Origin of the sequence: Selenomonas sp. AB3002, assembly GCF_000702545.1 — a bacterium.
In the GTDB taxonomy this organism is placed as follows: Bacteria; Bacillota; Negativicutes; order Selenomonadales; family Selenomonadaceae; genus Selenomonas_B; species Selenomonas_B ruminantium_A.
Genome location: NZ_JNIO01000002.1, coordinates 799,730 through 819,860, shown reverse-complemented (window position 1 = coordinate 819,860; position 20,131 = coordinate 799,730). Strand labels below are relative to the sequence as shown.

The window sequence follows — 20,131 nt, the reverse complement described above, 5'->3', positions numbered from 1 at the left end:
TTTATATTTTAACCCAAATGTCCTTTTTTTTCCACATTTATTCCCCAACGTTGAAGAATAACTCTATTTCCACCGCATGCCCTGTGCCGACGCGGCGGAAGTTCAGGGAGCCACCCATCAGCTCTGCCAGGTGCTTGGCGAAGGGGAGATCCAGCGAAGGCATCTGTCCCTCAACTTCGATATTGGCATGAGAGACCAGGGAGGCTCCCAGAGGGTCGAAAAGATGCTCGCTTTCGGGCAGGTCGAAGTCTGTGACGCTGTCGGAAATCTGCAGCCAGGTGACCACGCGCCCTTCTCCTGAGCGGATGGCTTCGGCGGTGAAGTTGATGGTGCACCCTTCTGGCAGATAGCTGGCAATGCCGTGGGCCAGATGCCCAAGCATGGAACAGAATTTACCCCGGTCCACGATGATGTTCTGCTCGTGCCAGCTGTTGATATCCAGCAGCAGATGCTGGTGGCTGGAGGAAAAGAAAGCGCGCATGGTGCTGATGGCTTCTTCCAGCAGTTGGCGGCTGGACACAGACTCCTGCTTCAGGGTCAGTTCCCCCAGCTCCAGATCGGCAAAATCTTTTAGATTGGCAATGGACTTCAGCAACAGGCGGCTTCGGGCTTCCAGACGGCTGGCTGCTGCATGGGCCGAGTTTATATCCTTGCTTTGGGAAATTTTCTCCGTCAGCTCATTGATGTCTTTGGTGGGAGCTTCCAGATATCTCACATAGCGGGAAATGAAAAAATGCTGCCTTTTGATGACCTGCCTGGCCGTTTCAGAGCGCACACGACTGGCCCGGCTTTGCTCAGAGAGCACTGCCAGGCGCTGGCCTCTGCGCCACCGCTTGTAAAAAATGACGGCAGCCAGACAAAAAGCTGTGTTGGTAACTATCAGTAGAATGATGATAAGCGTAGCTGCAAAGTCCATAGGCATTACCTGACCTCAATCCTTGTCTGCATTTTTTTCCTTGCTGGTCCCTTCCGGGGAGGGGGCTTCTTTGGCTACATAGCAGTTGCGGCCATTTTCCTTGGCCTCGTAAAGGGCCTGGTCAGCCCGGTCGTAGGCGGTGAGGAAGTCGTCGAAGGTGTGGAGCATGGTGGCACCAATGCTGATGGTCACAGGGGCTTCGATGCCCTCGGAGGCAGCTGCCACCGTGACGCTGCTGTTCAGCCGCGAGCAGAGGCCGTTCAAAAAGCCGATGCTGGAAAGTCCCGGCAGGTAGGCGCAGAATTCATCACCGCCCAGACGGCCAATCACATCATTTACCCGCAGACTTTCCCTCAGTACTCTGGCCACAATGCGCAGCACCTGGTCTCCGGTCTGGTGGCCGTAGAGGTCGTTGAATTTCTTGAAATTGTCGATATCCAGAATCAGGAAAGCTCCCAGGTCGTACTCATTGAAGTCCGACATGGAGTCGGACAGCAGCCGCCGGACGGTGCCGCTGTTGTAGACATGGGTGAGGCCGTCGATTTGGGCATGGAGAGCCAGATGCTCCTCCCGGCGGGCTTCCTGGGTGACATCTGTGAGAATGCCGATGATGTAGTCGATTTCTTCATTCTTTGTATAGTAGATGCGGTTGGTGACCCGGTAGGTGCCGGAGGCACCGTTGGGCTGGGTTAGCTGCATACGCTGCTGGTCAGCTTCCGGGGTCATGGCCTCCAGAAGCGTTTGGTAGGAAGTTTTCTGACCGCTTTCTTCATGGCAGGCCTCCGTGAAATTGTCAATGAGCTCCGGCAATCCCAGGAGTTTTGCACAGGCGGCGGAAAGCCTCATGGTGTCCTTGCGCATATCAAAGACAAAAGTGCAGAGGTCGGTAAAGGTTAGAAGATGCCCCATGCCTTCCTTGAGTTTCCGCTCCCGTTGGATTACCCGATGGAAATAATATACCGTGCCCAGCAGGGAAAGCCCCCAGAGAATCATGATAAGGAAGATGAGCAAAGGTATATGGATTTCTGTAGGCATCATGTGCATACCTTCCTTCTTGGGAGACATCCTGCAAAATCCATTCACGTGCATATTCGTCAAAAATCGGCCTTTTCCTGCCCGTTTCTTCCTTTTTATTTCTTTGAGGGATAGATGCGTTCATGGAGGTGGCTGGACCGCAGCACATCATCCATGGCTTCTTTGGCCATGTTGAAAGCAGTGCCCATGGCAGAGCTTTCGTCGTCATAGAAGCGGGAAGCACCTTTTTTCACCACTTCATCGGTGCGGGCATCGTAGACATAGAGCATCACCGAGGCGTAGCTGTGGTAGATCGTGCCCCTGTGCCAGCTCATGCGCTGCCATTCCTGGTAGCCGTCCAGTATGGGCAGGACCACCATGTCGGCCTTCAGCCGGGCGGCCAGGGGGCGGAGCAGTTCCTTGTCTTTGGCTTTTGCCCCCATTTCCTGCCGGACAGCCCTCATGGCAGAAAACAGTTCCTCCTCCGGTAGGTACTCCACCGTCTTGAGGTAGCCGTTAAGGGGCACATGGGTGGCCCGTGAAACCTGCGAATTGAGAGTCATCAGCACATCGGCAGGACACCAGGCCCGGTCGATGACTGGATATTGTGCCAGCCGCAGGGGGGCGGCGGAGGCGAGGGAGGAAAGGCTTATGAGAAGCGTAACAAGTAACGGTAAAATGAAACGTACCTTTTTCATGATGAACACCTCGACTTAGTGGATAGCCTTCTTCTTGAAGCGCCCGCCTATAATGTCATGGACGGCGTTGATGGTGACGAAGGCATTTTCGTCTTTTTCAAGCACGATTTCCTTCAATTTGTCAACTTCCAGCCGCGTCACCACGCAGTAGAGCACTTCCTTGCTCTCCCCGGTGTATCCCCCTGCTCCGTGGAGCAAAGTGACGCCGCGGCCCAGGCGGTCATTGAGGGCTGAGGTGATGTCATCATGACTGTTGGTGACGATCATCACCGCGTAGGACTCGTCCAGACCTTTGATGACCACGTCAATCATCTTGGAAATGACGAAGTAGGCCACCAGTGAGTACATGGCCTTGTCCCAGCCGTACAAGAGGCCTGCGCTGGAAAGGATGAAAAGGTTGATGAACATGACCACTTCGCCCACGGAGAAGACGGATTTCTTGTCCATGATGATGGCTACAATCTCCGTGCCGTCCAGGCTGCCGCCTGCCCGGATGATGAGGCCCACCCCCAGGCCGTCTATGATGCCGCCGAAGATGGCAGCCAGGAAGGGGTCAGTGGTTAGGGGAGGGATGGGTTCCATGACCTTCGACCAACCGGACAGGAAGAGGATGGCCACCAGAGTGGCGATGGCGAAGTTCTGGCCTATCTGCTTGTAGCCTAAATAGAGGAAGGGCAGGTTGAATAGGATGAGGAAGATGCCGATGCTGAAACCGGAAAGGGTCTGAGCCATGATGGATAGGCCCACCACGCCGCCGTCAATGACTTCGTTGGGGATGAGGAAAATCTCCAGCCCTACGGAGGCAATGAGGGCGCCTATGAAGATGGTGAGGTACTTCTTGAAGTAAAAGGAGGCTTTGCGGTGCTGTACTATCTTTGGCTTGGATTCGGTCATAGGGTCACGCTCCGTTCTGTAAAAGGTTTTCTTCTATAATACATTATACCCTAAAATGTTACGTTTCGGCCTTACTTTTTCTTTGGCGCAAAGAAAAAGTAACAAAAAGAAAACCGGACCTGAATAACTTCACGTTATTCAAAGGTCCGCGGGCGCCCATCCGTGGGCGCCAGGGGCGTGGGGAGCACCAGCAGGGACTCTGGACGTTTTTTGGATGAGGATGGTTGATTTTGCTTGTATGTAATCGTTTATACCAAAATTTTGCTTGCTTTCTCACGGTTTTGATTGACTTTGCTTATGTTTAGCTATATGATATTAATAACAAAATACATTAAAGGGGGGAAACTTATGCTCACGGAAGAGCGTTATGCAGCTATCCTGCGACTGCTCACAGAAAAGAAGGCTGTGACAGTCACGGAGCTCACTCGCCTTCTCAACACATCGGAATCCACCGTGCGGCGTGACCTCACCAGCCTGCACAAGAGCGGCAGGCTCTACAAGGTCTACGGAGGCGCCACCGCCATCGACAATCGCTACTCCGCTTCGGAGGAGGATATGCGCACCAAGAGTTCCCTCTTTACGGAGGAAAAGGTGGGCATTGCACGTCTGGCGGCAGGGCTGGTGAAGCGCCGGGATTTTGTCTATCTGGACGCAGGCTCCACCACCCTCCAGATGATTGATTTCCTGACGGAAAAGGGAGCCACTTACGTCACCAACGGCCTGCCCCATGCCTCCAAACTTTCCGCCAGAGGCTTCAAGGTCTTTATCCTGGGAGGGGCCATGAAAGCTACCACGGAAGCAGTGGTGGGCAGCGGGGCTATCAGAAGCCTGGAGGCGTACAATTTCACTAAGGGGTTTTTCGGCACCAACGGCATCAGCACCCAGTCCGGTTACAGCACGCCGGATGCAGACGAGGGTGAGGTTAAAGGGGAAGCCCTGAAGCGCTGCAAGCACGCCTATGTGCTGGCAGACCGTTCCAAGTTCAACAGGATTGCTCCCATTACCTTTGGCAGCATTTCCAGCGCCACCATCATCACAGGGAAGCTGGAAGACAAGAAATACCGGGACTTCACCACGGTCCTGGAAGATGGGGAGTAAATCGAGGAGGAAGCATAAATGATTTATACAGTTACTTTCAATCCGGCACTTGACTACATCGTGCGCTTGGATTCCTTTGCCGCAGGGCAGATCAACCGGGTGAACTACGAGCAGGTCCTGGGGGGCGGCAAGGGCATCAACGTGTCCATCGTCCTGGGCAACATGGGCATCAAGTCCACGGCTCTGGGCTTCCTGGCAGGCTTCACCGGCGAGGAAATCAAGCGCCAGCTGGAGGGCTTCGGCGTGGCTCATGACTTCGTGCAGCTTCCCGAGGGTTTCTCCCGCATCAACGTGAAGGTCAAGGCCGACAAGGAGACGGAAATCAACGGCCAGGGCCCCAAAATCAGCGAGGAGGCACAGGCAGAGCTCTTTGCCAAGCTGGACAAGCTGGTGGAAGGCGACACCCTGGTGCTGGCTGGTTCTATCCCCAACACCCTGCCGGATGACATTTATGAGCGCATCATGAGCCGCCTGGACGGCAAGGGTATCCGCGTGGTGGTTGATGCCGAGAAAGGTTTGCTCTTAAAGGTTCTTAAGTATCATCCTTTCCTCATCAAGCCCAACAATCACGAGCTGGGTGATATGTTCGGCGTGAAGCTCACCACTGACGAGGAAATCGTCACCTACGCCAAGAAGCTCCAGGAGCAGGGGGCCCGCAACGTGCTCATCTCCATGGCTGGCGACGGCGCTATCCTCCTGACCGAGGACGGCCGCCACTTCAAGAGCCCGGCCCCCAAGGGCAAGCTGGTGAACTCCGTAGGCGCAGGCGATTCCATGGTGGCAGGCTTCATCACCGGCTGCCATGAGAAGCCGGAAGACTTTGAGCACGCCTTCTACATGGGCGTAGCCACCGGCTCCGCCTCCGCTTTCAGCGAGAACCTGGCCACCAGGGAAGAAGCTGAGGCCCTCTACAAGAGCATCCGCAGCTGATTGTAGAAGAAGCAATGAAAGGGTTGACCATACCTCCACCGCTTGCGGGGGAGGTGGCAGCCCGAAGGGCTGACGGAAGGGGGAATCGAAGCCGAAGCGTTGCTTGCTCTCGTCCCCCCTTCCACCACCTTCGGTGGTCCCCACACCAGGGAGCCCACCGGGCTCCCGCGCTTACGCGCCCCCGCAAGCGGGGCAGGTAAGGCCTGCTACTGCGTTTCTTTACTAAACTTCAAGTTTCCTCATTATTATGTTCTCATATATTTTTTAACAAAGGAGAGATATCATGCGTATCACTGACCTGCTCAAGAGCGAGTCTATCCTCCTCGGAGCACAGCCGGCTGATAAGAATGCAGCCATCCGGCAGCTGACCGACCTGATGGAAAAGGGCGGCAACCTCACTGACAAGGAACAGTACATGAAAGATGTGCTGGCCCGCGAGGCTTCTGGCACCACCGGCCTGGGAGACGGCATCGCCACTCCCCATGCCAAGAGCGCTGGCGTCAAGGCCGCAGGCCTTTCGGCCATGACCGTGCCCGCAGGCATGGACTTCGAGTCCATGGACGGCCTGCCCTCCCGCCTGTTCTTCCAGATTGCCGCTCCGGACTCTGCCAATGACGAGCACATGGCCATCCTGTCCAAGCTGGCTACCATGATCATGGATGCTGACTTCAAGGAAGCCCTCATTGCCGCCAAGTCCAAGGACGAGTTCCTGAAGCTCATTGACGACAAGGAAGACGGCAAGTTCGTGGCTGCCGGAGCTGAGCCTGTGGCAACAGCTCCCAAGGCTGACCACATCCAGGTGCTGGCTGTCACTGCCTGCCCCACCGGCATCGCCCATACCTTCATGGCTGCCGAGTCCCTGGAGCAGCACGCCAAGAAGCGCGGCATCTCCATCAAGGTTGAGACCAACGGCTCCGGCGGCGCCAAGAACGTCCTCACTGTTGAGGAAATCGCCGCTGCTGATGCCATCATCGTGGCTGCTGACAAGAACGTGGCTATGGCCCGCTTCGACGGCAAGCCCACCATCATCACCAAGGTAGCCGACGGCATAAACAAGGCTGACGAGCTCCTGGACAAGGCTATGAGCGGCAAGGCTCCTGTGTACCATGCCACCGGCAGCGACGAGGCTGAGGGTGCAGCAGATACCGCAGGCGAGTCTTTGGGTCGTCAGGCATACAAGCACCTCATGAACGGCGTCAGCCACATGCTCCCCTTCGTGGTGGGCGGCGGTGTGCTCATCGCTTTGGCTTTCCTCTTTGATGCTCCTGAGCCGGCTGCTTCCTTCGGCAGCAACACCCCCTTCGCCAAGTTCTTCATGAGCGTTGGTGGCGCAGCCTTCGGCTTCATGCTGCCGGTATTGGCTGGTTTCATCTCCATGTCCATTGCTGACCGTCCTGGTCTGGCTGTGGGCTTCGTGGGTGGCGCTCTGGCTGGTACCACCGGTTCCGGCTTCCTTGGTGCCCTCCTGGCCGGCTTCCTGGGCGGCTGGATCGTGAACCTCCTCAAGAAGGCTTTCGCTAATATCCCCGCCAGCCTGGACGGCGTGAAGCCCGTCCTCCTCTATCCCTTCTTCGGCATCCTCATCATGGGCTTCATCTCCATGTACATCATTGCGCCTCCTGTCAGCGCCATCAACACCTGGCTCACTGACACCCTGGCCAACATGGATCCCTCTGCCCGTATCCTCATGGGCATCGTAGTGGCCGGCATGATGGCTATCGACATGGGCGGCCCCATCAACAAGGCTGCTTACGTCACCGGTACCGGCCTCCTGGCTTCCGGCGAATACCATGTGATGGCTGCTGTCATGGCAGGCGGCATGGTTCCTCCTCTGGCCATCGCTCTCTGCACCACCTTCTTCAAGAACCGTTTCACCGAAAGTGAGCAGAAGGCCGGTGTCGTGAACTACGTCATGGGTATGTCCTTCATCACTGAAGGTGCTATTCCTTTCGCAGCTGGTGACCCGATTCGCGTGATTCCCTCCTGCGTCATCGGCTCCGCTGTGGCAGGCGCCCTGACCATGGCCTTCGACTGCACCCTCCGTGCTCCCCACGGCGGCATCTTCGTAGTCCCCACCATCGGCAACCCGGTGATGTACCTCGTCGCCATCCTCATTGGCGCCGTAGTCGGCTGCGCAGTGCTCTCCGTGCTGAAGAAGCCCCTGAACAAATAATTTGATACCTTGAAAGCAAAGCCTTGCGAGACTATGAACTCGCAAGGCTTTTTTTCGTTCAGGGCAGGATAATGGGGAGGGGGAGCGAAATATTTCATCTGTGTTGGTTAGGAACTTTGCAGGATAGGGGAGATGATTCACATGCCGTTAGTTAATAAAATCATCAAAGACCGCATCTGTTTTGTGACCATGCAGAACGGGAAGCATTACAACTGTCTCAGCGAAGAGATGTGTGAGGGGATTGCGGAGGCGCTGCTGTTTGCCTATAACAGCGAATGTGTGGGCATTGTGCTGCAGGCAGAGGTGAACAAGGGCGTGTGGAGTGCGGGCCACGATATGCACGAACTGCCCCAGGATGGCAGCGACCCCCTGGCCTTTGAAGTTCCCATGGAGAGATTGCTGCGGGATGTGCAGGATGTGCCTATTCCCGTGATTGCCTGCGTGGATGGCACGGTGTGGGGAGGAGCCTGCGACCTCTGCCTGTCCTGCGATATGATTGTCAGCTCCAAGAATGCCACCTTTGCCATCACCCCGGCCAAGATTGGCATTCCTTACAATGCCTCAGGTCTCTTGCACTTCATCAATCAGCTGGGCATGAACAAGGCCCGGGAGATGTTCTTCCTGGGGATGCCCATCGAAGCGGAAGATGCACTGAACGTGGGCCTGATAAACCGCGTGACTGAAAAAGACGAGCTGGAAGAGGTGCTGGAAGAACAGTTCCTCAAGCCCCTGCGCCGCAACAGCGTCCTGTCCATCAGCGCCATCAAGCGCCAGTTCCGCATCCTGAGCCGTGCTTCCACGGTCATCAGCGCAGAAAGCTTCGAGCGCATCAACGCCTATCGCCACAAGGTCTATGGCGGCGAGGATTACAAAGAGGGCATCAATTCCTTCTTTGAGAAACGGGAGCCGAAATACAAGGGAAAAGCATCGGACCTTGATTGACATACAGAATAAATTCAGTTTGCAGGGCAGGAAAATGCTGTGGAGGGGGAGAAGTATTCCCTATTGTGAATTATTTTCTAAAATTAACAGCCCAACTGAATGAGAAAATGGGAAATTATGCAGCACTTTGCAACAATCGATTTGCATAAGCAGCAGGGAGGTTCGCAGATGAAATCTTACAGGAAACATGCAAAAGCAGCAGTGATGACACTTATCCTATGCAGCATCTGGGGGACGGCTTCGGCTGAGAGGCTGGACATGACCCTTGAGGATGGGGTGCAGATGGCGCTGGAACGCAACTATGACATCGAGGAAAGCGCAGCGGATCTGGACAACGCATACTGGGCGCTGAGGGAAGCCCGCAGGAAGACCGGCCCGACTTTGTCCTGGGCCTTTGAAGGGGATGCCGTAGGGGGCAAGGCCTATGAAGACTGGAAGAACCGCCTTTTCACCAATCAGGGACAGGTCAGCATGCCCATCTATAGCGGCGGCAAACTGGAAAACAACATCAAGGCAGCCAGGATGGGCCTGTCCGGGGCAGAGCTGACTCTGGAACGCACCAGGCAGAGCATCCGGGACACGGTGGCTCAGGATTATTATGAAATCTTGAAATGCAGGAGCCAGGTTGGAGTCTACGAAGAATCTGTAGGCAACCTGCAGGCCCACCTGGAAAATGTCAACAACAAATATGAGGCCGGTACAGTGGCTATGGCAGATGTGCTGAGTTCAGAAGTGAATCTGGCCCAGGGCCGGCAGAAGCTGGTATCGGCGCTGAGTGATTATAAAGTGGCTGTAGCTACCTTCAACAAGGAAGTGGGACTGCCTCCAGAGACAGATACCAACGCCCTTGACAAGCTCACTTATGAGCGCTTCCTCCAGGAACTGCCGGAATGCGAGGCTTATGCCCTGTTGCACCGCCCGGATCTCTTCCAGAAGGAATACAATTTCTTGGAAAAAAAGGCCTACAAGGAGGCCGCCAAGTCAGGCTACAGGCCCACGGTGGATGCAAGCGCCAGCCGCAGCATTGCGGGGGATGGCCCTTTCAAAAGCAATCGGGACAGCTCTGACAGCTGGAAGGCCGGCATTTCTGTCAATTGGAATATCTTTGACAATCAGGTCACCAAGGCCCAGGTGAAGCAGAAAGAGGCCTCTGTGCGTCGCGCTGAAGCAGAGCTTCAGGACAAGCTCAGTGATGTGAAGCTGGAAGTCCGTGAGGCTTATGTGAAGCTCAAGGCTGCCGAGGAAAATATCAATATCATGGCAGATGTGGTGAACAAGGCTGAGGAAGATTACCATATCGAAGAAGCACGTTATGCCGCAGGTGTGGGCACGAACCTGGAGCTCATGGATGCCCAGAACAAGCTGGTGGAGGCCAAAGGTGAGTACATCAATGCCCTCTACAGCTATAATGTCAACAAATCCAGCCTGGAAAAAGCTATGGGCGTGAAAGTGGAGCTGGATGTGGAGCCTTATCGGCAGGCACTTTACGAGAATAGCGAGAAGGGAGACAAGAAGTGATGGTAGCATATGGGAAAAAATCCGCAGCCTTGCTAAGCTCAGTGGTGCTGGCAGCCAGCCTTTTCCTGACGGGCTGCGGAGAGGAACAGGCACCGCCGCAAAGCAAGGCGTCAGTCAAGGCCATGAAGGTCATGAAGCAGGATACGCCGGTTTCCTATGCTTATCCGGGGCAGCTGGAGGGCACGGATGAAGTAGAGGTCCATGCCCGGGTGTCCGGCAGCGTCATGGAGAAATATTTCCAGGGAGGGGCCGAGGTGCATGCAGGCCAGCCTCTGTACCGTCTGGATTCCCGCCAGTACGAGTCTGCTGTGCTGGAAGCTCAGGCCAGCCTGCACAAGTCACAGGCCACTCTGAGAAATGCCCAGGAAGATCTGGCACGTGATGAGATGCTCTGGGCCAAAAAGGCCGTTTCTGAGCAGACCCTCACCAGCCAGAGGGCTACGGTGGCAGAGTATGAGGCAGAAGTGGAATCTGAGCGGGCAGCGGTGAGGAAGGCCCAGGAAAATCTCGACGATACCATTGTCTATGCCCCCATGGACGGCAGGCTGTCTGTGGATGATGTGGCAGTGGGCACTTATGCTACCGCTGGCGGCACCACGCTGGTGACCCTGGGCTCCATAGACCCCATCTATGCCAAGTTCAGCATCAGTGAGACTGAGTACCTGAACCTCCTGGCCAAGGCCATGGAAAAAGACGGCGACCCCGATGCATCTGACGAGCCGATGCCAAAAGTCAAAATCACTCTTTCCAACGGCCAGGTGTATCCTCTGGAAGGCGATATCATCGCGGCTGACAAGGGATTTTCCAACAATTCTGGCTCCCTTACCGTCAAGGCTCTTTTCCCGAATCCTCATGGTGTGATGCTGTCCGGCATGTTTGTCCGTGTGGGGCTTGTGGGCGTGACGGCAAAAGACGCTATCCTTGTGCCCCAGCGGGCCGTGCAGCAGTTGCTGGACGAGACCTTTGTGCTGGTGGTGGGAGATGATGGCAAATCTGTCTCCAAGAAAGTGGAACTGGGAGAGAAAGTTGGCAGCTACTATATTGTGAAGAAGGGCGTTACCACTGATGATACGGTGATTGTCGATGGCCTGACCAACCTTCAGTCAGGCAGGGAACTGGATGTCACTATGGTGACGGCAGAGGATATGGGCTTCTCCCTGACTGAATCTGCTGACATCGTAGACAAGTCATAAAGGGGGGCGGCAATCGTGGCACGATTTTTTATACATCGTCCTATTTTCGCCATTGTTATCGCCTTGATCATCGTCATCCTGGGCGTTGTGTCCGGCCTTAGCCTGCCAATCGCCCAGTACCCTCAGATCAGTCAGCCCACCATAAACGTGAGCACCACCTATACCGGGGCGAATGCTGACGTCATCAACCAGACAGTGGCCCAGGTCATCGAGCAGCAGGTCAACGGTACCCAGGGGATGGACTACATGAACTCCACTTCCGACGACAGCGGCAGCTACAGTCTGGATGTGAAGTTTGAGCTGGGTACGAATTCGGACATGGACACAGTGCTGGTGCAGAACAATGTGTCCATTGCCCAATCCAGCCTGCCGTCGGATGTGCAGACCACCGGCGTCACTACGAAAAAATCTTCCAGCGATATGGCATATATGTTCACCATGCTTTCTCCGAACGGCACCTTCGACCGCACGTTCCTGATGAATTATGCCAACATCTATATCGTGGATAACCTCAAGCGCATCAAGGGTGTGGGCGACATCAGCACCTTTGGCTCCACGTATTCCATGCGTATCTGGCTGAATCCTGATAGATTGTCTGAGCTGGGACTGACCATCTCTGATGTGAAAAACGCCATCAGGGAGCAGAATGTCCAGGCACCGGCAGGCACCATCGGCCAGCTGCCTGCGCCGAAAAACCAGGAGAAGCAGTATACAGGCAGTGTGGAAGGCCAGCTGGTCACGCCGGAGCAATTTGCCGACATCATCCTGACGGCGAACAGCAACGGCTCCTATGTGCGTATCAGGGATGTAGGCCGGGTGGAAACGGGCGCCAAGTCCTCTGCCATGATTTCTGATGCCAACGGCGCTCCCAGTGCCGGTTTTGGTGTCAAGCTGACGGACGATGCCAATGCCCTGGAAACCATAGGCCAGGTTGAAAAAGTGCTGGAGGAAGCCTCCAAGAATTTCCCCGATGATATGGAATACCGGGCTGTCATTGATAACAGCGAGTTCATCAATGAGTCCATCAGCGAAGTGGTGCAGACCTTCAAGGAAGCGCTGATGCTGGTTATTGTCATCGTGTTCTTGTTCCTGCAGAGCTGGCGGGCCACGCTGATTCCCGTGCTGGCCATCCCTGTGTCTCTGGTAGGTACCCTGGCCAGCTTCATACTGTTGGGCTTTACTATCAACACTCTGACCCTTTTTGCCATGGTGTTGGCCATCGGCCTGGTGGTTGACGATGCCATCGTGGTGATTGAGAACGTGGAATCCCACATGAAGAGGGACGGCCTTGGGCCGGTGGAAGCAACTGAAAAAGCCATGGACGAGGTGCAGGGGCCTGTAGTGGCCATCGCCTTCGTGCTGGCGGCCGTGTTTATCCCCGTTGCGTTCCTTTCCGGCACCACCGGCGTGCTGTACCGTCAGTTCGCCCTGACCATTGCCGTATCCATGGGTCTTTCCGCCTTTGTGGCTCTGTCCCTTACCCCGGCGCTTTGCGCTTTGCTGATGAAGCCACATGACCCCAATGCCAAGAAGGGACCCCTTGATAAGTTCTTTGATGCCTTCAACGACTGGTTTGACCGCACGCAGAACCGCTATACCGGCATCGTAGGCTGGTTTATCGGCCATGCCAAGGTGGGGGCAGCCTCCCTTTTGGTGATATGCGTTCTGGCAGGCTTCTTCTACAGCAAGCTGCCGTCAACCTTCGTCCCGGACGAGGACCAGGGGTATTTCATCGCCGCGGTGTCGATGCCGGATGGCACTTCCCTGAACCGTACCTATGACACTATGACTGCCCTGGAAAAGGAAATAGGCAACCTTACCGGCGTGAAGAATGTCATGAAGATTTCCGGTTATGATATGCTTTCCAGCGGTACCAAATCAAATGGCGGTACTTTTTTCGTGGGCCTGGAAAACTGGGATAAGCGTACCACGGAAGATCTTTCACTGGAAGGCATCGTCGGCAAGGTGAATGAACTGGGCAAGAACCATCCCGAGGCCAGTGTCATGGCTATTGTCCCCCCAAGCTTGCCAGGTGTGGGCATGGTGGGCGGCATCTCCATGGAGCTTCAGGACATGACGGGTCACACGGACAAGGAACTTGATGCCATCACCAAGGAAATCCTGGCGGCTGCCAACCAGCGGCCGGAACTGACGATGGCCTATACCACCTTTTCTGTGGATTCCCCCATTTGCAAGTTCGAGGTGGACCGTGAGAAAGTCAAGCAGCTTGGCGTGGAGCTCTCTGATGTGTTCACGGCGCTGCAGGTGAATTACGGCGGTGCCTATGTCAATGACTTCGTGCGGTTCGGCCGCAGCTATTACGTCATGCTGCAGTCCGATGCCCAGTACAGGAACGAGAGCGAGGCTCTGAAATTCTGCTATGTGAAAAATATCTATGGGACCATGGTGCCCCTGGACAGCCTCCTGATTCCCAAATTCTCAACTTCCACTTCCGTTATCTCCCGTTTCAACGGGGTGCGCAGCATCAGCATCAATGGCATTGCAGCGGAGGGTTACAGCTCCGGTCAGGCCATGGCTGCCATGGAGGAAGTGGTGAAGGAGAAGGCCGGCAGCAGTTTCGCTGTTGAATGGTCCGGTCAGACCCGCGAGGAGAAAAAGTCCGCCGGTACCACCGGCAAGGTCCTGGCCCTTTCGGTTGTCTTCGTATTCCTCTGCCTGGCAGCTCTTTACGAGAGCTGGAGCGTGCCTTTCGCCGTGCTGCTGACTGTGCCGACGGGCATTTTCGGGGCGTTCTTCGTCCTGTTCAGTTTGCTGATGATCGGCGGCATGCGCGGTCATGCGAACATGGGACTTTTGAACAGCGTCTATGTGCAGATCGGTGTCATCATGCTCATGGGTCTGGCAGCCAAGAATGCCATCCTCATCGTGGAGTTCGCCAAGGCCAGAGTTGATGCCGGCATGGAGCCGGTGAAGGCTACCATCGAGGCAGCTGGCCTGAGACTCAGACCTATCATCATGACCTCCCTGGCTTTCATCATCGGCTGCCTGCCTTTGGCCATGGCCTCTGGCGCAGGTTCTGCAGCCAGAAACGGCATGGGCACGGCAGTGGTAGGCGGCATGCTTTTCGCTACCTCCCTGGGTATCTTCCTTATCCCCGTAATGTATTGCATCGTCGTCTGGCTGACGAACAAGCTGAAAGGAAATAAGGAAGCTGCTGCCCAGACGTCTAAATAATCGGGAACAGAAATTCATAGAAAAAGGGCCTCCCTGTGCCAGGCTTTTGGCATAGGGAGGCTTTTGGCATAATCAGCAAAGGCCTTGTACGTCACATAGAGGCCCTGCAGATCGAAGAGGGGCTGGCCTGTGCACAGGGTTTCCATGTCGATGAGCATGAGGTCTTCATGGCAGAATAGCACATTCTTCATCTGGAAATCACCATGCACCACATGCAGGTCATCAGGCAGGGCCTTTCCCGGAAAGTCCTGTGCGCTTCAACAACTTTGGTGAGTCCTGTCATTTCCAGGATATCATATACTTCCCTGGAGGTTCTGATAATGGTAACAGGCTCATGATGTTGCACCTTTTCTTCTTTGATTACTTGCAGGAGAATACGCAGTCCTGCCGAGGAAACGAAGGTCAGGTTCTGGGCATCGAAAACCAGCTTCCTATGCTTTTGGGCGTTCCGCTGTCGGGCAATCTCCTGTCCTACAGCCATCGCATTGAGGGTATTGATCTGGCCCTCAAGAGGAATGATCAGCATGGATTCATCCATAAAAATACCCCCTTCCAATGCTGGTCTGTCTTAAGTAGGTTCTACCCGGTTTGGCATAATTCCTGCTTTGGGTTGTGTGGAAAGGAATCAGGAGGCTGTTCGCCAGGAATTTTATGGACTATTTAAGGGAACAGGAGGAAATCTGAGCAGGAAGGTAGAAGTTAGTAGCTGGGATAAAGCTGAAATTTGGTTGGCTGGCTTGGGAGCAGGAGGGTTCACGGCCAGGAAGATAAAGGAGGCAATGGAAATGGCTGTGAAGTGGAATCTGAAGAAGGCTGCCGGGGTGCTCATGGGATGCATGCTGGCGGGGGCTGTGCTGGCTGGTTGCGGGTCTGCCGGGGACAGTGGCAAGAGTTCGGCAGAAGGGCCGGTGAAGCTGGGCATGCTGGCAAACATGAATATCAGCGAGCAGCAGCAGGCGGAACTCCTGAAGCAGATAGGCGAGAAGGGCAATTTCCCTGTCAAGATGAGGTATGACGTCACCTATTATGACAGCTTGAATGCTCTGCAGATGGGGATAGAATCAGGCAGCGTCAAGGAAATGAGCACGTATCAGAGTGTGGCGGATTACCTCAAGGCCAAGAACGGCAAGTTTGATGAGACGGACTTTGGCCAGATGAAGATGGCAGACAGTTTCTGCCTGCTGCTGCGGAATGAAGATAAGGAACTGCTGGAAAAAATAAACGATAATATCAAATATATGACTGAGGATGGCACTCTGCATCTCTTCGCCCAGAAGTACATCGAGGGTGTGAAGGCAGGCCAGGAGCCTCCCTCTGTGCCTATGGAAAAGGTGGAGGGGCGCCCCACCCTCAAGGTAGGAGTCACAGGCGACCTGCCGCCCATTGACCTGGTCCTGGCCAACGGACAGCCTGCGGGCTACAATACGGCTGTGTTGGCAGAACTGGGCAAGCGTTTGAAGATGAATATCGAAATAGTGCAAGTGGAGAGCGGCGCCAGGGCGGCTGCTCTTTCGGGCAAGACTGTTGACGCTATTTTCTGGGCAGTGATTCCTGCTGATGATTTCAGCATCCGTAACAAGGACTTTGACCGCCCCAAGGGAACGGTCACCAGCGACCCCTATTTCAAGGATGAGATTGTCCACCTCGATATGAAGAAGTAATATTGGGCACACTAGATATCTGCCGGGTGGCTGCCGCCCGGCAGATGCTGATTAAAGGGGAGTCTGGCATGGGGCGCAAAAGCTATGAATTTTCAAAAGCCAGTTACTCAGACACCATGAAATGGCTGGAGGAAAGCCTGTCGGAAATGAAGGTGTCCCAGCAGGAAATCCTGGTGGCAGAACTGCTGCTGGAAGAAACTTTCCTGCGGCTGGAAGAAGCTTCGGCGCATCCGGAGGAATTTTTCGGAGAGGTGACCCTGAGGAAGCGCCTGGGTGATGTCAGCTTATATTTTTCTGCCAAAGGAGAAGCATGCAATCCCGTTGTGGGACTGGAGGAAGTTCCGGAGGATAAGGAAAAGTTTTATAACATGGCTATCCTGAAAGCCCATAGGGAAGATATGAGCTATTCCCGGAGGAACGGGAAGAATATCGTCTGTATCCGTGTGCATGCGTTCAGCGGCAAGGCTGCTCTGTACACTATGGCCGGCATGGCGGCTGGTTGCCTGATAGGGGTCTTGCTGAAGCAGCTGCTGGCGCCTGAGGCCTGTTCGTGGCTGGTGGCAAATATCTTTTCCCCTGTGGAGAACATGTTCATCCATGCCCTGATGATGCTGCTGGCTCCCATGATCTTTTTCTCGGTGATGTCGGGACTGGTCAGCATGTCTGACGCCACGGAAATTGGGCGGCTGGGGGGCGAGCTCATAGCTGTATCCCTAGTTAAGCTGGCAGCCAGCATAGCCATAGCTATAGGTTTTGGCATATGGCTGGGGGCACTGCCGGAGCTTGGGGCTATGGTGGGCTCTGTAGCTGCTGATAGCACAGCGACACTTTCGGTCAGGGATGTGATTGTGGGCATCATACCGGAAAACATAGTTTCTCCCTTTTCCTCCGGCAATCTGCTGCAGGTCCTTTTCCTTTCCTGTTTCTTCGGTCTGTTCCTGGTGAAGTCTGGCGAGCGGGCCGCTGTGGTAAGGGGGGGCATCGAGTTCCTCAATAGGTTCATCAATGATATCATGAAGGCGGTCATGGTTTTCATGCCTCTGGCGGTGGTAGCTTCCATGGCCAAGATGATGCTGAATACGGATTTTTCCATGCTTTGGGACTATGGCAGGGTCATTGGGGTGAATTATATAGCACAGGCACTGGTGCTGCTGGTGTTGTGTGTGTTTGTGTCTGCGGTGGGCAGGTGCTCGTTTGTGCCTTTCCTTAAGAAGATAGTAGTTTTCCTGGTGCTGCCTTTTTCCATTCGCAGTTCCAGTGCCTGCATGCCGGAAATGATGAAATTTTGTTCCGAGAAACTGGGCATAGAGGAAAAACTCCCCATGTTCTCCCTGCCTTTGGGCTTGCAGATAAATATGACCGGCAGCGCTGCCTATATCGTCATTCTGGCGCTGTCCATGCGGCTGACCTTCGGGCTGCCCCTGGATGCGGAGTTCCTGCTTTCATTCTTCTTTGCAACGCTGCTGCTGACCTTTGCCTTTCCCAGTGCGCCTGGGTCGGCTGTTATTCTGCTGGCCTCCGTCTTTGAGATGGTAGGGGTGCCGGAGGCGGCTATCATGCTTTTCGTAGGCATTGACCCCATCCTGGATTGCATGCGTTCGGCTATCAATGTGGCAGGCAATATTTCCTCATCTTTCATGCTGGCACGGCTGGAGGACAAGGTGGATGAAAAAATTTATCAAGGGAGTTGAGACAGCATGAAAACTAGTAAGATTGTGGTAAGCAGCAAGGGCAGCGGCATGGCAGCAGCCCTGGATGAAGTAGAGGCCTTCAGCAAGGAGATGGGCTTTGACAAGCGCAGCACTCTGCGTGCGCGGCTGCTGGCTGAGGAAACCATGAGCATGGTCAGGGCTATAGTGGAGGATTTTGAGGCGGATTTCTGGGTGGAAAGCACAGAGGGCTGCAGCTGCGAAATGCACCTGCTGGCTGTGGCTGAGCTGGATTACAAGAAAAGGCAGGACCTCATTGATGCCTCCACAGAGCATCGCAACGAAGCGTCCGTAGGCATCATGGGAAAAGTCAAGGACTTCATAGAGGGATGCATGTTCTACCTGGGCAGCGGCAGGACGGAGCCTTTGGGAGATTATCATCTGACAGGATGTGTGAGCTATGAAGAGATACAGATGTGGTCCTTGCAGCAATACCGCCTGTGCCTGGAGCAGGGGCAGTATGAGGGGGACGATGCAGATGAACTGCTGGATGAACTGGAAAAATCCCTGGTAGCTAACATTGCCGATGATGTGCGGGTGTCTGTGCAGGATAACAAGGTAGAAATGGTCATCCGCAAGAACTTTTGAATTGCCTGGATTATGCGGAGGTGCAGAGCGGCAAGTAGAAATAGATGCCTGCCGCAGCATTATAAACAAAGCTGGTGTCCCATCAAGGAAAGGAAAATCCTGCATGAAAAAGCTATTGCTGGTTGTCATATCATTGCTTCTTATGAGCACCTGCCTGGCTGCACCTTTGACTACAGAGGATGAGGTGGCCCATGGGCGCATTGGCACCTGGCCGGGGGCCATGGCGGAGGAATGTGCCCGGGCGAGGTTCCCGGAGGCTGAGATAGTTTATTTTGAAACTGTGGCAGATATGGCCCAGAACCTCAGGCAGAAAAAGATAGAGGCCTTTGCCATGAACCGCATTTTTGTGGACGAGTTGATGGCTTCCGGGCAAAATGACGTGGAAATTTTGGGGGATTCCCTGGGCAGGACCGGCTTCGGCTTTGTATTTCCCAACTCGGAAAAGGGCGGCAAGCTCTGCCGTGAGTTCAATGCTTTCCTGCAGGAAAGCCGGGATAACGGCAATCTCTACGCCTGGCAGAACAAGTGGCTGGCCGGGGAGGGGGAAGGCCGGGCGTTGGAGGATATTCCTCTGACCGGGGAGAATGGCAGTCTGAATATCGTGATGAACCCGATTTTTCCTCCCATGCTCTATATGCAGGACAATAAGATCTCAGGCTACGAGATGGAGCTGTGCATGCACTTCTGCGCGAAGTACGGCTATGACTGCAAGGTCACCGTGGCAGCCTTTGAGACGGGCATGGCAGGGGTGAGCACGGGGCAGTTTGACCTGGGGATCAGCGCCGTGGAATGCCGGCCGGAGAGGGAGGAACACTTCCACTTCTCGGACAAGACCTGTGAGGCCGACTGCGTGCTGGCAGTCCGCTCCGACGGAGGCGCGGGGTCGGGGTTCCTGGCCGGTCTCAAGAAGAAGCTCCACGACACCTTCATGCGGGAGAGCAGGTGGAAGCTTTTTGCCAACGGCCTGGTCACCACTGTAGTCATTACCTTTGCCTCTGTCCTCATAGGCACGGTGCTGGGTTTTGGGGAGTGCTTCGCCTATCGGGAGAAGAAGCCATGGCTGAACAAGGGGCTGGATTTCCTCTCCGGTCTCTTTGCGGGGATGCCCACGGTGGTTTTGCTGATGATTTTCTACTACATCGTCTTTGGCGGCTGGGATGTGAGCGGCACTATTGTGGCTATCGCGGCCTTCTCTCTGCTCTTTGGCTTCTCCGTCTTTGAAATGCTGAAAAATGCTGCAGCCAATATTCCCAGGGGGCAGACAGAGGGGGCTCTGGCTCTGGGCTTTTCGGAGCGGCAGACCTTTGTGAAATTCATTATCCCTCAGGCGGTGCGCCATGCTTTTCCCACTTATCAGGCGGAAATCGTGGGGCTTTTGAAATCCACCGCCATTGTGGGATATATTGCGGTGCAGGATCTCACCAAGATGGCGGATATCGTCAGGGCCCAGACCTTTGATGCCTTTGCGCCGCTGATTGTCATCACTGTCCTGTATCTGGCCTTTGTGTGGCTGCTGCAGAAAGTCACGGGCATGATCCTGGGGAAACTCAATCCCAAGTCCCGCACCAAAGAAGAAATCCTGCGGGGGGTGACACCATGAGT

17 protein-coding genes are annotated in these 20,131 nt (G+C 54.8%); 11 read left to right on the top strand and 6 right to left on the bottom strand.

The features are described 5' to 3' along the window. Positions 1 to 37 precede the first annotated feature (37 nt). The 4 genes from P159_RS0104015 to P159_RS0104000 all read right to left on the bottom strand — a co-directional run bounded on the left by P159_RS0104015 (position 38) and on the right by P159_RS0104000 (position 3,522). The gene (locus P159_RS0104015; RefSeq protein ID WP_029541667.1) at positions 38 to 922 is read right to left on the bottom strand and encodes a HAMP domain-containing histidine kinase; all 885 of its coding nucleotides are present in this window, start codon (positions 920 to 922) and stop codon (positions 38 to 40) included. Between the two features lie 9 nt (positions 923 to 931). Beyond that, positions 932 to 1,954: a GGDEF domain-containing protein gene (locus tag P159_RS0104010; protein ID WP_029541664.1), complete on the bottom strand. Its 1,023-nt coding sequence runs from the start codon at positions 1,952 to 1,954 to the stop codon at positions 932 to 934. A gap of 92 nt (positions 1,955 to 2,046) precedes the next feature. Beyond that, on the bottom strand, positions 2,047 to 2,628 hold the full coding sequence (locus P159_RS0104005; RefSeq protein ID WP_029541662.1) for a hypothetical protein: 582 nt from the start codon (positions 2,626 to 2,628) through the stop codon (positions 2,047 to 2,049). Positions 2,629 to 2,643: 15 nt separating this feature from the next. After that, entirely contained in the window at positions 2,644 to 3,522 is an 879-nt protein-coding gene (locus tag P159_RS0104000; RefSeq protein ID WP_051650098.1) for a YitT family protein, read from the bottom strand. Between the two features lie 348 nt (positions 3,523 to 3,870). On the opposite strand from P159_RS0104000, the gene P159_RS0103995 reads away from it, so the two are divergent. From P159_RS0103995 to P159_RS0103965, 7 genes are all read left to right on the top strand, one after another. Beyond that, positions 3,871 to 4,620 (top strand): DeoR/GlpR family DNA-binding transcription regulator, encoded by a 750-nt coding sequence (locus P159_RS0103995; protein ID WP_029541654.1) that lies wholly within the window; start codon positions 3,871 to 3,873, stop codon positions 4,618 to 4,620. 18 nt (positions 4,621 to 4,638) lie between these two features. Further along, on the top strand, positions 4,639 to 5,550 hold the full coding sequence (gene pfkB, locus P159_RS0103990) for a 1-phosphofructokinase (RefSeq protein ID WP_029541653.1): 912 nt from the start codon (positions 4,639 to 4,641) through the stop codon (positions 5,548 to 5,550). A gap of 283 nt (positions 5,551 to 5,833) precedes the next feature. Then, entirely contained in the window at positions 5,834 to 7,723 is a 1,890-nt protein-coding gene (locus P159_RS0103985; RefSeq protein ID WP_029541652.1) for a fructose-specific PTS transporter subunit EIIC, read from the top strand. Between the two features lie 141 nt (positions 7,724 to 7,864). Further along, positions 7,865 to 8,665 carry a methylmalonyl-CoA decarboxylase gene (scpB, locus tag P159_RS0103980; protein WP_029541650.1) on the top strand — a complete coding sequence of 267 codons (801 nt, stop codon included), beginning with the start codon at positions 7,865 to 7,867 and terminating at the stop codon, positions 8,663 to 8,665. A 168-nt stretch (positions 8,666 to 8,833) separates the two neighbouring features. After that, complete coding sequence (locus P159_RS18350; protein WP_051650097.1) at positions 8,834 to 10,183, top strand: TolC family protein; 1,350 nt, start codon at positions 8,834 to 8,836, stop codon at positions 10,181 to 10,183. Next, positions 10,183 to 11,376, top strand: coding sequence for an efflux RND transporter periplasmic adaptor subunit (locus P159_RS0103970; RefSeq protein ID WP_037376863.1), 1,194 nt, complete (start codon positions 10,183 to 10,185; stop codon positions 11,374 to 11,376). The genes P159_RS18350 and P159_RS0103970 overlap by 1 nt, the downstream gene beginning before the upstream one ends. 15 nt (positions 11,377 to 11,391) lie before the next feature. Next, positions 11,392 to 14,571 (top strand): multidrug efflux RND transporter permease subunit, encoded by a 3,180-nt coding sequence (locus P159_RS0103965; protein ID WP_029541649.1) that lies wholly within the window; start codon positions 11,392 to 11,394, stop codon positions 14,569 to 14,571. A gap of 14 nt (positions 14,572 to 14,585) precedes the next feature. On the opposite strand, the gene P159_RS20470 is transcribed toward P159_RS0103965, so the two are convergent. Together P159_RS20470 and P159_RS0103955 are read right to left on the bottom strand one after the other, a co-directional pair. Further along, a complete protein-coding gene (locus P159_RS20470; RefSeq protein ID WP_185753597.1) occupies positions 14,586 to 14,762 on the bottom strand; it encodes a hypothetical protein in 177 nt (58 codons plus the stop codon). Beyond that, the gene (locus P159_RS0103955; RefSeq protein ID WP_029541645.1) at positions 14,759 to 15,109 is read right to left on the bottom strand and encodes an STAS domain-containing protein; all 351 of its coding nucleotides are present in this window, start codon (positions 15,107 to 15,109) and stop codon (positions 14,759 to 14,761) included. Before P159_RS0103955 ends, P159_RS20470 begins: the two co-directional genes overlap by 4 nt. A 247-nt stretch (positions 15,110 to 15,356) precedes the next feature. Here P159_RS0103955 and P159_RS0103950 point away from each other — a divergent pair, with 247 nt between their 5' ends. From P159_RS0103950 to P159_RS18345, 4 genes are all read left to right on the top strand, one after another. Next, entirely contained in the window at positions 15,357 to 16,232 is an 876-nt protein-coding gene (locus tag P159_RS0103950; RefSeq protein WP_029541644.1) for a transporter substrate-binding domain-containing protein, read from the top strand. Positions 16,233 to 16,234: 2 nt separating this feature from the next. Continuing rightward, complete coding sequence (locus P159_RS0103945) at positions 16,235 to 17,923, top strand: dicarboxylate/amino acid:cation symporter (protein ID WP_029541642.1); 1,689 nt, start codon at positions 16,235 to 16,237, stop codon at positions 17,921 to 17,923. A 6-nt stretch (positions 17,924 to 17,929) separates the two neighbouring features. After that, positions 17,930 to 18,529 carry a hypothetical protein gene (locus P159_RS21120; RefSeq protein ID WP_029541640.1) on the top strand — a complete coding sequence of 200 codons (600 nt, stop codon included), beginning with the start codon at positions 17,930 to 17,932 and terminating at the stop codon, positions 18,527 to 18,529. 103 nt (positions 18,530 to 18,632) lie between these two features. Beyond that, the gene (locus tag P159_RS18345; protein ID WP_037376862.1) at positions 18,633 to 20,129 is read left to right on the top strand and encodes an ABC transporter substrate-binding protein/permease; all 1,497 of its coding nucleotides are present in this window, start codon (positions 18,633 to 18,635) and stop codon (positions 20,127 to 20,129) included. Positions 20,130 to 20,131: the final 2 nt, after the last annotated feature.

What these genes read in the sequence shown, in the direction of transcription:
- P159_RS0104015 (WP_029541667.1), bottom strand. Translation starts at nt 922, where the DNA reads ATGCCTATGGACTTTGCAGCTACGCTTATCATCATTCTACTGATAGTT.
- P159_RS0104010 (WP_029541664.1), bottom strand. Translation starts at nt 1,954, where the DNA reads ATGATGCCTACAGAAATCCATATACCTTTGCTCATCTTCCTTATCATG.
- P159_RS0104005 (WP_029541662.1), bottom strand. Translation starts at nt 2,628, where the DNA reads ATGAAAAAGGTACGTTTCATTTTACCGTTACTTGTTACGCTTCTCATA.
- P159_RS0104000 (WP_051650098.1), bottom strand. Translation starts at nt 3,522, where the DNA reads ATGACCGAATCCAAGCCAAAGATAGTACAGCACCGCAAAGCCTCCTTT.
- P159_RS0103995 (WP_029541654.1), top strand. Translation starts at nt 3,871, where the DNA reads ATGCTCACGGAAGAGCGTTATGCAGCTATCCTGCGACTGCTCACAGAA.
- pfkB (WP_029541653.1), top strand. Translation starts at nt 4,639, where the DNA reads ATGATTTATACAGTTACTTTCAATCCGGCACTTGACTACATCGTGCGC.
- P159_RS0103985 (WP_029541652.1), top strand. Translation starts at nt 5,834, where the DNA reads ATGCGTATCACTGACCTGCTCAAGAGCGAGTCTATCCTCCTCGGAGCA.
- scpB (WP_029541650.1), top strand. Translation starts at nt 7,865, where the DNA reads ATGCCGTTAGTTAATAAAATCATCAAAGACCGCATCTGTTTTGTGACC.
- P159_RS18350 (WP_051650097.1), top strand. Translation starts at nt 8,834, where the DNA reads ATGAAATCTTACAGGAAACATGCAAAAGCAGCAGTGATGACACTTATC.
- P159_RS0103970 (WP_037376863.1), top strand. Translation starts at nt 10,183, where the DNA reads ATGGTAGCATATGGGAAAAAATCCGCAGCCTTGCTAAGCTCAGTGGTG.
- P159_RS20470 (WP_185753597.1), bottom strand. Translation starts at nt 14,762, where the DNA reads ATGAAGAATGTGCTATTCTGCCATGAAGACCTCATGCTCATCGACATG.
- P159_RS0103955 (WP_029541645.1), bottom strand. Translation starts at nt 15,109, where the DNA reads ATGGATGAATCCATGCTGATCATTCCTCTTGAGGGCCAGATCAATACC.
- P159_RS0103950 (WP_029541644.1), top strand. Translation starts at nt 15,357, where the DNA reads ATGGCTGTGAAGTGGAATCTGAAGAAGGCTGCCGGGGTGCTCATGGGA.
- P159_RS21120 (WP_029541640.1), top strand. Translation starts at nt 17,930, where the DNA reads ATGAAAACTAGTAAGATTGTGGTAAGCAGCAAGGGCAGCGGCATGGCA.
- P159_RS18345 (WP_037376862.1), top strand. Translation starts at nt 18,633, where the DNA reads ATGAAAAAGCTATTGCTGGTTGTCATATCATTGCTTCTTATGAGCACC.